Consider the following 14,289-nt stretch of genomic DNA (forward strand, 5'->3'; position numbering starts at 1 on the left):
TGAAGTTTTCATTGTAAAGATAGGAATTTTCAGTTCAATCTTATAAAAGAATCTTGTTTTTAACGCATATAAAGGACCGGAATCTACTAAAACACGAATACTATAAATTATCCGGTTTCTCTTTCAAGTCTTTATAACGTTTCATTGCTTCCAAATAGTAATAATCAGCATAATTCAACGGAGTGTCAATCTCACTATCGTGCGGGAAACTGCCGACAGAGTGCAACAGGATGAAACCATGATTTTTTCCTTCTTCCGCCAAATATTCCCCTGATGACAATTGCTTCAGTATATTTTCCGCATAATGAAAATATTCTTCTCCTTGTTTCTTGTCACCATATCCGCTCAGTTCCAGTAATGCGGAAGCCGTTACAGCAGCCGCAGAAGCATCTCTCGGCTCATTGGGAATATTAGGAGCATCATAATCCCAGTAAGGAATGTAATCATTCTCCGCCGGACGATGGTCGATGATAAACCGGGCTATTTTATGAGCAGCGTCCAAATAACTCTGCTGCTTGGTGAAACGATAGCACATGGTGTAACCATACACTCCCCACGCCTGCCCGCGAGCCCAGGCAGAGGAATCAGCATATCCTTGGAATGTCCCTTTAGACTCCACTTCTCCACTATCCTCCCAATAGCTTACCACATGATAGGAAGTCATGTCCGCCCGGAAATGATTCTTCAATGTTTTGTCAGCATGAGAAATAGCTATATCACGATATTTTGGATTATTAGTTTGTTCCGAAGCCCAAAATAACATTTCAAGATTCATCATATTATCAATAATCACCGGATAACTCCAGTCGCCAAAATCCCATGAACGAATCAATCCTACTTTCGAACTAAAACGGGAGCTAAGGCTTTCGGAAGAATGAACAAGAATCAGACTGTCCGTGGGCTCCGGTTTCAAGCGCAGACCTTGTCCATAACTGCAAAACATCATAAAGCCCAAATCGTGGTTACCTGTATAATATTGCATATCCTGCAGACGGTTCGTATATTTACGCGCTTCCTTTGCCAACGCCTCATCCCCAGTTAGTTCATATGCCAACCACATCGAACCGGAATAGAAACCACTTGTCCAGTCCGTAGGATGTTCCAACCGATACTTGCCCTCTTTTATAGAACGCGGGAAACAAGCCGTGTCCGGCTCTTCTTTTAATTGTTCCGCCATATAAAGCAATTGATGTCCGGATGTTTTCACTGCATGGTCGAACCATTCCATCTCATTTCCTTTCGGAGTATTACAGGCAGTCAGGAAAGCAATACTCCCTACTACCATAAAAAGTCTGTTTTTCATTGTTATAATTCTACTATTGTTGATGTAGGCAAAGTTAAAGCAATGCAGAAAAACGGAGTTTATATATCTTCCTTTTTATTTCCGTTTCTATTTCAACCGACTTTGATTTCGTCCAAAACCTCTTTGTTTTTATCTTTTATACAAAAAACAGGCACGGATTCCGCGAAATACACTGCTGATAAATAGTATATCAACAGTACGGCATTTCGTAAAATCCGTGCCCAATAAAAACACAAAATTCTTATCTCACAATATCTTCCGGAAACTTCGCCGGCATCTCCATCCGTTTCCAGGTTTCGTAATACCAGGCATTCAACTCATTCCCGTTCAAGTCATTCTTTATAAAATACTTCAGATGCAGATAATCATTGTCCTTGATTTCAAATTCAAGAATATTATCCTGGTTATCCAGCATCGGAAGATGGATATTCTTTTCAATGCTTTCCTTATAAGAGTCGTCCGTCAGTTGCTTCCATGTTCCATAGCCGGTGATGATGGCATCCGAACCGGGAATGATGGTGAAATTCACGATTCGTCCGTCATCACTCAGGACTTTGAATGTATTACTGGGTTTCAACGCTCCCGGAACATCGGGAGATTCGGACACATAATGGCAGAGCTGCCAAATACCTTTCAATTCGGCCGCCTTGAATTTTGTTTTCTTTTGGGCCATCGCACCTGTTACCGCCAACAACATTATTGAAAGCATGGTAAAGAAATAGAGCTTTTTCATTGTCGTATTATTTTAGTTAACACTCTCAAATGCATATGTCCAAATATAAAGATTTATTTTGAGAAAAGAACAATCAATTGCATAAAAAAACTCGCATAACCAAAAGATTATGCGAGTTTTACATAAATATACCGAAATATTAGAAATCAGCATTTCTCGGTGTACGCGGGAACGGTATCACGTCACGGATGTTTGACATACCTGTTACGAAAAGTAACAGACGTTCGAAACCAAGTCCGAAGCCGGAGTGAGGACAAGTACCGAACTTACGGGTATCCAGATACCACCACATATCCTTCATCGGGATATGCATTTCTCCAATACGAGTCATCAGTTTGTCATAATCCGATTCACGTTCGGAACCGCCAATGATTTCACCGATTTTCGGGAATAGAACATCCATCGCACGTACTGTCTTGCCATCCTCATTCTGCTTCATATAGAAAGCCTTGATTTCCTTCGGATAGTCAGTCAGGATTACCGGACGTTTGAAGTGTTCTTCCACCAGATAACGTTCGTGCTCAGAAGCCAAGTCTACGCCCCAGTATACCGGGAATTCGAACTTATGGCCTTTTGCTACGGCATCTTCCAAAATCTTGATACCGTCTGTATAAGGCAGACGAACGAAATCATCCTTCAATACACCTTGCAGACGTTCAATCAATCCCTTATCGAACATGTCGTTGAGGAACTTCACGTCGTCCGCACAGTTTTCCAACGCCCATTTCACACAATACTTGATGAACTCTTCTGCCAAGTCCATATTGTCGATAATGTCGTTGAAGGCAACTTCCGGCTCAATCATCCAAAACTCTGCCAGGTGGCGGGGGGTATTGGAGTTTTCAGCACGGAACGTAGGGCCGAATGTGTAGATAGAGCCCATAGCAGTAGCAGCCAATTCACCTTCCAACTGACCGGAAACGGTCAGGCTGGCTTGTTTGCCGAAGAAGTCGTCCTCATAAGAGATGGAACCTCTTTCGTCTTTCTTCAAGTCATACAGGTTCATGGTAGTTACCTGGAACATTTGTCCGGCACCCTCACAGTCAGAAGCTGTAATGATCGGTGTATGGAAATAGAAGAAGCCCTTTTCATGGAAAAACTTGTGAATAGCAATCGCCATGTTGTGACGAATACGGAACACTGCACCAAATGTATTGGTACGCGGACGCAAGTGAGCAATCTCGCGCAAGAATTCCATAGAATGACCTTTCTTCTGCAATGGATATGTATTATCGCAAGTACCCAGCACTTCGATTTCACGAGCCTGTACTTCCACTTTCTGGCCGGAACCAACTGATTCTACCATTTCTCCGTTCACGCTGATACAAGCGCCGGTGGTAATCAGTTTCAGCATCTCTTCATCGAAATTAGCCAAATCTACTACGACCTGCAAATTATTTATTGTAGAACCGTCATTCAGTGCGATAAAGTTTACTTGTTTGCTACCTCTGCGGGTGCGAACCCATCCTTTCACATTGACCATAGCGCCAATATCTGTGCGCTTTAACAAATCAACAATTTTTGTTCTACCAATCTTTTCCATTTAACTTTTTCTTTTTAGATACAAGAAGACGAGGTTTCAATTGCAAGATTCATTCTTTCCTGCTCTCTTTCCTCGTCCTCTGTCAAGTTGTTATTTATTAACTTATTACTCGAATGAACCCATGCGGAGGTAGTTTACTTCTGCTTCCGACAGGTAACGCCAGTCTCCGCGACGCAGACCTTTCTTGGTCAGTCCGGCGAAGAATACACGGTCGAGTTTTATTACTTTATAACCCAGTGATTCGAAAATACGGCGAACGACACGGTTCTTGCCGGAGTGAATTTCGATACCCACCTGGTCTTTTCTGAAATCATCTGTATAGCTGATAGCATCTGCATGGATTTCACCGTCTTCCAACTGGATACCGGCTGCAATCTGTTCCATATCCGCTTTTGCCAGATTCTTGTCCAACTGAACGTGATAGATTTTCTTCTTCAGGAATTTCGGGTGTGTCAGCTTGGAAGCCAGGTCACCGTCATTCGTCAGTAACAGTACACCGGTTGTGTTACGGTCAAGACGTCCTACCGGGTAAATACGTTCGTTACAAGCGCCTTTCACCAAATCCATTACTGTGCGGCGTTCCTGAGGATCATCCGATGTAGTAACGGTATCTTTCGGCTTATTCAGCAATACATATGCTTTACGTTCGATGCTTACCGGTTCGTCGTGGAACTTAACCACATCCGAACGTTTGATTTTTGTACCCAATTCAGTAACTACTTCATCGTTTACAGAAACCACACCTGCTGTGATAAATTCGTCAGCCTCACGACGTGAGCAAACACCTGCATTAGCCAGGAACTTATTCAGACGAATCGGTTCGTTAGGGTCAACAAACTGTTCCTTGTACTCGATTTGTTTCTTTATGCTGTATTTGGCATTCGGATCATAATCGCCGGTACGAGGACGAGGACGGTATCCGCCCTGACGGTCGTTGTTGTATCTCGGACGATAGCCTCCGCCACCACCACCGTTGTTGCTGCGATAGCCGCCGCCACCTTCGCCGTTATTGAAACGGGGACGATACGGACGGTCACCACCATCACGGTTGTAAGGACGCTGCGGACGGTCGCCGCCACCTTCGCTATTGAAGCGAGGACGGTACGGACGGTCACCACCATCACGATTGTAAGAAGGACGCTGCGGACGGTCGCCACCACCTTCGCTATTGAAGCGGGGACGTTGCGGACGGTCGCCATATGAGCCACCTTCACGGTTGTAAGAAGGACGTTGGGGACGGTCACCGTAAGAGCCACCTTCGCGGTTGTAAGGACGCTGGGGACGGTCGCCACCTTCATTGTTATTGAAGCGAGGACGATACGGACGATCGCCACCTTCACGATTGTAGGAAGGACGTTGAGGACGGTCGCCATAAGAGCGGTCGCCATAAGAACGCTGCGGGCGTTCTCCACCTTCATTATTGGTATTAAATCGCGGGCGATACGGACGATCCCCGCCTTCACGGTTGTAAGAAGGACGATACGGACGTTCTCCACCTTCTCTGTTGTAAGACCTGTTACCATCACGGCCGGCACCTGTATTCTCCTCATTGAAAGAATTTTCGCGCCATTCTTCGTTTTCTGTGCTCATTTTTTTATTCGAATAAAATTAGACTTTGGCCTCACGGCCTATTTAAAAAACACGTTTATTATATTAAGTAAACAATTACAATCCTGTATAGGTATGAGGGGTAATTGCCCTTAATTCACTTTTAATTTCTTCGCTTACATTCAATTCTTCGATAAACTCTTTAATAGAACTTTCTGTAATCGCCTGATTCGTCCGGGTCAAAGCTTTCAAGGCTTCATACGGATGCGGATAAGCCTCACGGCGCAGGATTGTCTGAATAGCTTCCGCCACTACGCTCCAACAGTTATCCAAATCACGATACATAGCCGGTTCGTTCAGCAACAGCTTGCGCAATCCTTTCAAGGAACTCTGAATCGCAATCACGATATGACCGAAGGGTACGCCTACGTTACGCAGAACAGTAGAGTCGGTCAGATCACGCTGCAAACGTGAAACCGGAAGTTTCACAGCCAGGTGTTCCAGGATAGAAGTCGCGATACCCAGGTTACCTTCCGCATTTTCGAAGTCGATCGGGTTCACTTTGTGCGGCATAGCGCTCGAGCCCACTTCTCCGGCTTTGATTTTCTGCTTGAAGTATTCCATGGAGATATACTGCCAAAAGTCACGGTTCATATCTATCATGATGGTATTGATACGCTTCATTGCATCAAAAACAGCAGAGAGGTTATCATAGTTCGAAATCTGCGTTGTATATTCTTCGCGTTCCAATCCTAGTTTTTCTGCAACAAATAGATTGCCGAATTGTTTCCAGTCATACTGAGGATATGCTACATGATGTGCGTTATAATTTCCGGTAGCACCGCCGAACTTGGCAGTAAGCGGACAAGCCTTCAACATTGCTAACTGGCGTTCCATACGGTAAACGAATACCATCACTTCTTTTCCCAAACGGGTAGGAGAAGCCGGCTGACCGTGAGTCTTGGCAAGCATCGGGATATTAGCCCATTCTGTCGCATATGTTTTCAACTGTGCAATCAGTTCTTCAATCAACGGGTAGTAGACCTGTTCCAGTGCTTCCTTGATAGAAAGGGGAACGGAGGTATTGTTAATATCCTGCGAAGTCAGTCCGAAGTGAATGAACTCCTTGTAGTCATCCATTCCGCCCATCTTGTCAAATTCTTCTTTAAGGAAGTATTCTACGGCCTTCACGTCATGATTCGTCACACTTTCGATATCTTTAATGCGCTGTGCGTCTGCTTCAGAGAAGTTACGGTAGATATTCCGTAAAGTTTCAAACACGCTGCTATCGACTCCTTTTAGTTGCGGCAAAGGGAGTTCGCACAAGGTGATAAAGTACTCCACCTCTACCTGTACACGGTATTTTATCAGTGCAAATTCAGAGAAATAGGCTGCCAAAGCTTTAGTTTTGCCTCTATATCGACCATCAATCGGAGATATGGCCGTTAATACATCAAGTTCCATACGTTTTCTTAAGATAATTATCAGACTGCAAAATTAACTCTTTTTCCTGAGTTATAGGGCAAAAGGATAGAGAAAGTTTGTATAAAAGCGGTAAGAAATAAAAAAAGTCTCACGAATTGCTTCGCAAAGCCATTCATCGGCATCATGATACCACTTCAGCACATGTGGTTTATTTAACCACAACTGCATCTGTTCTATATCACTATCTTCTATCGGTCTTATATAAGTTTTATCATTGACTAAAGCTGTTAGTTTTTTATTTTCCGGCAACTATAAACATTTCATTATTCGACGTAAAATTATTATCTGAAAGAATATTCTTATGGATAGCAACCTGTCTGAATCCGGTATCTTTCAATATATCCGTTATCTCTTTTTCAGCATAGTATCTATCCCAAACAATAAAATGCTTACTCTCATTGTCTGTCAACAAATTATATTGATAAGCGAAAGCCTTATTTTCCGGATAATGAAATGTCTGACTCAACAATAAATATTCATTCTCATCCCAAAAGCCGCCGGATGGAGCGTATTCCCAATTTTTAGTTTCCTGTTTATCACAAACTATTCTTTCAGTAAAGACATCGAAGATAAGCACTCCGCCATCATTCAGTGATGAATAGATATTTTTCAGAAGTTTATCCCGGTCATCATCAGAATGAGTCCCCATATCACAATAAATCATGATGATAGCATCATATTTGCCTTGAGGATATTCCTGTATATAGTCTCCAAGTATGTACTTTATATCATGCCTTCTTTCAACAGCGTATCTTATGGATGCTTTGTTGAAGTCGACGCCTGTTACCTCATACCCCCTGTCTTTAAAAATAGAAGTATATAATCCCGGGCCACAACCCAAATCCAGTAATCCGCCCGTTGGCTTGATGTATTTCAAGATAAAATCCACTGTTTTCCGAACAGATTCTTGTTGCCGGCTAGCTCCGTCAAAGTCCGGATTCAAATGCATTTTCAACATTTGTAATCCGATATACGGGTCTGTCCATATATTACAGTCTGTTTTCTCAAACAAAGCAGGTCTTTTATCGATGATAGTTTTACTCATATATAGTTTCGAGGAAGGATATAGTATACAAATTACAGGTATAAAGGAAATTCAGATAGCATTGTTCCTTTAGTTTGCATCCCGGCTTACATCACCACACAAACTAATGTGCCAACCAACCGTTTATGCATAAAAAAAATCAGATAGCTAAAAATAACTATCTGACTTTCGGTGTGGGCGCTGAGGGATTCGAACCCCCGACCCTCTGGGTGTAAACCAGATGCTCTGAACCAGCTGAGCTAAGCGCCCTTATAATGAGCCGGAAGTGTTTCGTTTTTTTAGTGTGGGCGCTGAGGGATTCGAACCCCCGACCCTCTGGGTGTAAACCAGATGCTCTGAACCAGCTGAGCTAAGCGCCCGTACACTTCCGTTTCAAAAGCGATGCAAAGGTACGGCTTTTTTTGAATCCTCCAAATATTTCTCCTATTATTTTTCAAGAAAGTTTTTATCCTTTTGACAAAACTACTGATTATCAGCAAATAATAAAAAAAGTTTTTTTTCATGCAACTTTCAGTTTTCTGAGTCCGTCTAATAAACAGAACAAGAAAAAGAAAGTCGCGACTCTTTCTCTGCCCTTATAATTAATAAAGATATGAAACGAATTACTACAACCGCAGCATTTTTATGTCTGTGCACGTTGATTATTGCGCAAAATTTGCAGTTAAGAGGAAGAATCGTATCCGGTAAAGAGCCGGTGGAGTTCGCCAATGTCATCTTACAGACCAAAGATTCCACTTTTATCTCCGGCGGTGTCACCGACCAACGGGGAAGGTTCAGCATGAACAACCTGCAAAAAGGAAATTATCAGCTACAAATATCCGGTTTAGGATATGAGACACGACAAGTCAGTTTACAGGATTTCACCTCAACACTCGATTTAGGCACTATCGCCATCGACTCCGCCGCCATCGCGTTGAAGGAAGTCACCGTCACGGCTGCTTCGGTCATCAACCAGTCCGACCGTAAACTGGTCTTCCCCACTGCCCACCAGCTGAAAGCATCGACGGACGGACTTACGTTATTGCAACGACTGCAACTCAACCGGATACAGGTAGACCCGATACGGCAGACGATTACTTCTTCCAACCAGGGAGATGTGCAACTGCGCATCAACGGGGCAAAAGTGGAAATACAGGAGATTCTCTCCCTGCGTCCCGAAGACGTGATTCGTATTGAATATCACGACGAGCCCAGCCTGCGTTATGGGGATAATGCGGCAGCCGTCCTCGATTATATCGTCCGCCGCCATCAGACAGGCGGTTATATAGGAATCAATACGAATATTCCAATCAGCGCTATTTGGAGTAACAACAATGTGACAGCCAAAATCAATCATAAGAACTCGGAATGGGGAATTACCTACTATGGCGGCTACCGTTCATTCAATAATTATTGGAGGGAAAACTCAGAGACATTCAATTTTGCGAGCCAGCCTTCTTTCACACGGTTGGAAGATGGTATCCCTGACAAGGTGAAGATGCATTGGGATTATCTGACCATGACTTACAGCTATCAGGAATCAGAGAAATGGTTTATCAATGTGGCGCTTCGGGGTGGTTTCCGCGGAAACAAGCAGAATACCCAAAGTACATTATATCCTATCAACAATCCCGACAACAGCGTGGCTATGAAAGATTATACGAGTTCGGACAGCAAATCACCGTCCCTTGACATCTACCTGCAACGCAACCTCAAAAACAACCAGGCGATTATTGTGAATGCAGTAGGCACATATATACGTACCTATGACGACCGGACTTACGAGGAAAAGAAACACTCCGATATCGTAACCGATATTTATTCGGCTACCCGTGGAAAGAAATATTCATTTATCGGTGAAGGTATTTATGAGAAAAGATTCACTAACAGTAAGTTCAGCACGGGTATCCGCCATCAGCAGTCGCTGACTGAAAACAAATATGCGGGTACTTCTTCGGCAGAGACGCAGATGCAAGAAGCCTATACCGCCGCCTATGTGGAGTTCGGCAGTAAAGTGAAAAAGTTCAATTACTCGCTGGGGTTACAAGGAAGCCGTTCGTGGTTCAATCAGGAAGGCGAAGGATATCAGCAGTATTCTTTCCTGCCGCGTCTCCGGGTCGGTTACAGTTTCTCCGACCATGCTTCCATCCGTTATCAGGGAGATATTTCGAGAGGTACGCCCGCTTTGTCCGACCTGAACAATGTAGAACAGCTAATCGACTCCTTACAAATACGGCGGGGAAATCCGGGGTTAAAAATGTCGACTGTTTATAACAACACGTTGAATGTCGATTATCGCAAAGGGTTGTTCAGCGGTAGCCTTTACCTTTTATACCAATATCAGCATAAGCCCAATATGGAAGAGACAATCAGGGAGAACGACCTGTTCATCCGTACCATCGCCAACCAACGAAGTTGGCAGAAACTCAATCCAGAGATAGAAGTAAAGGTAGGTCCTATCAAAAATATACTAAGCCTGTCCGTAGCAACGGGTATCAATTACTTCGACAGCCGCGGGCACAATTACCACCATACTTATACAAATTGGTATTACCGTGCCAGCGCCATGGCTTCTTATAAGAACTGGAGTTCGTTCTTTGAAATACAGAGCCACCGTAATAACTTTTATGGCGAAACACTGCAATATGGAGAAAACTATCATATCCTCGGAGTCAATTATCGCTACAAGCAATTAACCGCAGGAGTTATGGTGCTTAACCCTTTCAGCGACAACTACAAGGTGGGAAGCGAGAACTTCAGTTCATACGCTCCCTCAAAGAACTGGATGTATATCAAAGAAAGTTCCAGGATGTTCGCCATCAGCCTGTCGTGGAATTTCAGCTTCGGACGCAAATACGAATCTGCCGAAAAACGGCTTCACAACGAGGACAGCAACGCAGGAACACTCAAATCCGGGAAATAACTTTCCCGGACGGACGTCAAGCATCAAACAGGTTGCTTACGGACTACACGTGCCGGATTCCCGACTGCAATACTGTCGTCGGGAATATCTTTTGTAACGACACTCCCCGCCCCTATCACACAACGATTACCGATAGTCACGCCGGGACAGATGATAGCTCCGCCGCCAATCCAACAATCTTCGCCAATCGTCACAGGATAGGCATATTCTTTCGGACTTCTTCTTTCCAAATAATCCATCGGATGATGCGGAGTATAAATCTGCACGCAAGGCCCAATCAGCGTATGAGCGCCAATCGTGATATATCCTCCGTCAAGGAATGTACAATTGGCATTGATAAACACATGTTCGCCCACCCTGATTCCATCTCCATGGTCACAATGGAAAGGCGGACATATAACCGACGTTTCAGGAATACCCGGCACCAGTTCTTCCAGCAACTCCCTGTATCCTTCATCATACGTACTCAATCCCCGCATACGCGCCAACAACTTCTTGGCATGTTCAAAACGCACCTGCAACTCCGGCACAGACATATCAGCCAACTGGCTGCTGCGCATCTTTTCTACTTCCGTCATACTTTATACCTCTTTACCATTCGTGAATACAAACTTCTTTTCGTCCGAAAGGGACTCGTTAAACTCGAATCCTTCCCATGAGAAACTCTTCAGTTTTTCCGGTTTTTCTATCTTATTCTTCAGGATGAAACGTGTCATTTCGCCACGGGACATCTTTATATAAATCACTATCGAAGCCAATTTCCCATTCTTCCACACTTGAAATTCGGGGGTAATGACACGCACCTCTTTCTCCACCCGTTTCCAGTCGAACAGGCTTTTCATCTCGTCACTTGCCAGGTTGCAGAGTATTCCGCCCGCTTTCTTTATATCTTCTATGAACACGTCCGTCAGGCGGGATTGCCAATAAGAGAACAGAGTCTGATTTCCCAACTCCGGCAGCACCACATCGCCCTCTAAGCGATAGGAACGAATGGTATCCAACGGCCTCAACAGACCATAACAGAAAGAAGTCAGCCGCAGATGTTCCTGCGCATATTCCAATTCTTTTTTGGAGAAATCCTTTGCGTTCAGACGTTTGAACACAATTCCGGTATACGCCAGCAAAGCGGGAAGTTCCGGTGTTCCTTCCGCATGAAAGGCTTGATAACGCTTATAATTCTCTACGGCTATCTTCGAATTCACACGCAACAGGCGTTCCAGTTCGTCCACCGAAAACTGGGACATCTGCAAAGCAATCCCGGACGCTTCTTTTTGAAAACGCGGAACTGTGTTCAAAGGCACTTTCACCTTTGAAGTCTCACTCATAGTCTTGGCACAGGATAGAAGTACTAACATGTTTAAATCTGATTTTATCTTTTTAAAAAACAAAAATAAAAAATAATTCGCTTCTCTTACCGATGGATAGCCAAATTATCCTTACTTTCACCCGATAATTAACGTTAATCATTTATTAATAACAAAAAATCCCCCTTATGAGACACACACTAATCCCCCTGAAAGTGCTATGCTTATTGACTATCTTTTGTTTGACCGGGAATTTATCCCGCGCTGCTGTTAATCCAAAACCATTCGTCGTCCCCGAACTGAAACAATGGACGGGAAAAGACGGTAACTTTATCCCGGGAACGGACGCGAAAATCGTCTGCACTTCTTCCAATCCCGAACTGTTGAGAGTAGCTCAAATGTTCGCCGACGATTATCAACAAATGTTCGGACAGGCATTGAGCGTGACGGAAGGCAAGGCGAAAGCCGGAGATTTCGTCCTATCGTTATCAACAGACAAGAAATTGGGACAAGAAGGCTATGACATCAAGATAGCCGACCGCGTGACGCTCTCCGCCCCGACCCTTACCGGACTTTACTGGAGCACACGCACCCTCCTGCAAATAGCGGAACAAACCGCCGACCACCAACTACCCAAAGGGACTATCCGCGATTATCCCGACTATCCTATCCGTGGATTTATGATAGACTGCGGACGTAAATTTATCCCGATGTCTTATCTGCAAGACTTGGTGAAAATCATGGCTTACTACAAGATGAACACCTTGCAAGTCCATCTGAACGACAACGGATTCAAGCAATATTTCGAACACAACTGGGACAAGACGTATGCCGCTTTCCGCCTGGAATCGGATACGTATCCGGGACTGACCGCCCGCGACGGTTCTTATTCCAAAAAGGAATTTATTGATTTCCAAAAGCAGGCAGCCGCCAACTTTATAGAAATCATACCGGAAATAGATATTCCCGCCCATTCACTTGCATTCGCCCATTACAAACCGGAAATCGGGAGCAAAGAATATGGAATGGATCATCTCGACCTCTTCAAACCGGAAACGTATGAATTTGTAGATGCTTTGTTCAAAGAATACCTGGAAGGAGACAATCCCGTATTTGTAGGCAAGCGCGTACACATCGGCACTGACGAATACTCGAACGCGAAAAAGGAAGTAGTAGAAAAATTCCGTGCATTCACCGACCACTATATCCGCCTGGTAGAAGGATTCGGCAAGCAGGCAGTAGTATGGGGTGCGCTCACTCATGCCAAAGGTGACACTCCGGTCAAATCAAAGGACGTTCTTATGAATGCCTGGTACAACGGATATGCTGACCCGGCAACCATGATAAAGGATGGTTATCAGCTAATCAGCCTTCCGGACGGAATGGTTTATATTGTTCCGATAGCAGGATACTATCAGGACTATCTCAACGAATCATTCTTATACAACAAATGGACACCGGCGCATATCGGCAAAGCTGTATTCGAAGAAAAGCATCCTGCTATCCTCGGTGGTATGTTTGCCATTTGGAATGACCATGTAGGCAATGGAATTTCCGTGAAAGATATTCATCACCGTGTATTCCCCGCCCTGCAAACTCTTGCCGTGAAAATGTGGACAGGTAAAGATACGAGCCTGCCTTTCGAAGCATACAAGGAGAAACGTGCCGCTATCAGTGAAGCTCCCGGAGTCAATCAGATGGGAAGAATCGGCAAAAGTCCCGCATTAGTCTATGAACGTTCCACAGTTGCTCCCGGCAGTACGTCCGATTATCCTGAAATCGGCTATAACTATACAGTCAGTTTTGACATCACCGGAGCACCGGAGAAAAGCGGAACAGAACTATTCCGTTCACCGAACGCCGTCTTCTACCTGACAGACCCGATTCGCGGCATGATGGGTTTTGCACGCGACGGTTATTTGAATACTTTCCCATATAAGGTAAATCCGGGAGAGAAGGCTACGATTCAGATTGAAGGTGACAACCGTGGAACTACACTGAGAGTGAACGGAAAGGTAATTGAAGAAATGAATATGCAGAAACTTTACTTCAATGCGGGAAAAGACTCCATGAACTATATCCGCACATTGGTTTTCCCACTGGAAAAAGCGGGAGATTTCAATAGCCGGATAGAAAATCTAAAGGTATATAATTACTGTGTAAGCAAATAATAATAAGTAAGCCTACACATATAATTTCCCACTTTTCTCTTTCAACCTATCACCGTCCTTCCAAGATGCTTTATTCATCGCACTTTCAGGGATGGTGATAGGTTGCTTTCATCTATCACCTTATCTATCACCTATCACCTTATCTATCACCTTCGACAAAAGGATTATCAATAGAAGAAAAGTCACGGCTGCTATGGACAGCTATTTTCTATTAAACTTGAAATTTCATTCTGCATAGGGATAACTTCAGCAAGC

The 14,289-nt window shown here is 44.1% G+C and carries 10 protein-coding genes and 2 tRNA genes; 2 read left to right on the top strand and 10 right to left on the bottom strand.

Features of this window, described 5'->3' with window-relative positions:
* Positions 1-100: 100 nt before the first annotated feature.
* From HC965_RS15290 to HC965_RS15325, 8 genes are all read right to left on the bottom strand, one after another.
* Positions 101-1,303, bottom strand: a complete 1,203-nt coding sequence (locus HC965_RS15290; protein WP_191032271.1) for a glycoside hydrolase family 88 protein — start codon at positions 1,301-1,303, stop codon at positions 101-103.
* A 241-nt stretch (positions 1,304-1,544) separates the two neighbouring features.
* The gene (locus HC965_RS15295) at positions 1,545-2,036 is read right to left on the bottom strand and encodes a DUF4488 domain-containing protein (RefSeq protein ID WP_191032272.1); all 492 of its coding nucleotides are present in this window, start codon (positions 2,034-2,036) and stop codon (positions 1,545-1,547) included.
* A 139-nt stretch (positions 2,037-2,175) separates the two neighbouring features.
* Positions 2,176-3,579 (bottom strand): asparagine--tRNA ligase, encoded by a 1,404-nt coding sequence (gene asnS, locus HC965_RS15300; RefSeq protein ID WP_191032273.1) that lies wholly within the window; start codon positions 3,577-3,579, stop codon positions 2,176-2,178.
* A 105-nt stretch (positions 3,580-3,684) separates the two neighbouring features.
* Positions 3,685-5,169, bottom strand: a complete 1,485-nt coding sequence (locus HC965_RS15305) for a pseudouridine synthase (protein ID WP_191032274.1) — start codon at positions 5,167-5,169, stop codon at positions 3,685-3,687.
* Between the two features lie 75 nt (positions 5,170-5,244).
* Positions 5,245-6,591, bottom strand: a complete 1,347-nt coding sequence (gene purB, locus HC965_RS15310; RefSeq protein WP_191032275.1) for an adenylosuccinate lyase — start codon at positions 6,589-6,591, stop codon at positions 5,245-5,247.
* Positions 6,592-6,847: 256 nt separating this feature from the next.
* Entirely contained in the window at positions 6,848-7,657 is an 810-nt protein-coding gene (locus tag HC965_RS15315; protein ID WP_191032276.1) for a bifunctional 2-polyprenyl-6-hydroxyphenol methylase/3-demethylubiquinol 3-O-methyltransferase UbiG, read from the bottom strand.
* Between the two features lie 174 nt (positions 7,658-7,831).
* A tRNA-Val gene (locus HC965_RS15320) sits at positions 7,832-7,906 on the bottom strand.
* 35 nt (positions 7,907-7,941) lie between these two features.
* Positions 7,942-8,016 (bottom strand) — tRNA-Val (locus tag HC965_RS15325).
* 233 nt (positions 8,017-8,249) lie between these two features.
* Here HC965_RS15325 and HC965_RS15330 point away from each other — a divergent pair.
* Complete coding sequence (locus tag HC965_RS15330; RefSeq protein WP_191032277.1) at positions 8,250-10,559, top strand: outer membrane beta-barrel protein; 2,310 nt, start codon at positions 8,250-8,252, stop codon at positions 10,557-10,559.
* A 23-nt stretch (positions 10,560-10,582) separates the two neighbouring features.
* Here the strand turns inward: HC965_RS15330 and HC965_RS15335 are convergent, their stop codons facing one another.
* Both HC965_RS15335 and yaaA read right to left on the bottom strand, forming a co-directional pair.
* Entirely contained in the window at positions 10,583-11,137 is a 555-nt protein-coding gene (locus HC965_RS15335; protein WP_191032278.1) for a sugar O-acetyltransferase, read from the bottom strand.
* Between the two features lie 3 nt (positions 11,138-11,140).
* A complete protein-coding gene (gene yaaA, locus HC965_RS15340; protein ID WP_191032279.1) occupies positions 11,141-11,914 on the bottom strand; it encodes a peroxide stress protein YaaA in 774 nt (257 codons plus the stop codon).
* 137 nt (positions 11,915-12,051) lie between these two features.
* Between yaaA and HC965_RS15345 the strand changes: the two genes are divergently transcribed.
* Complete coding sequence (locus tag HC965_RS15345) at positions 12,052-14,034, top strand: family 20 glycosylhydrolase (protein WP_191032280.1); 1,983 nt, start codon at positions 12,052-12,054, stop codon at positions 14,032-14,034.
* Positions 14,035-14,289 lie beyond the last annotated feature (255 nt).

Source organism: Bacteroides sp. GM023 (assembly GCF_014750685.1).
Classification (GTDB): domain Bacteria; phylum Bacteroidota; class Bacteroidia; order Bacteroidales; family Bacteroidaceae; genus Bacteroides.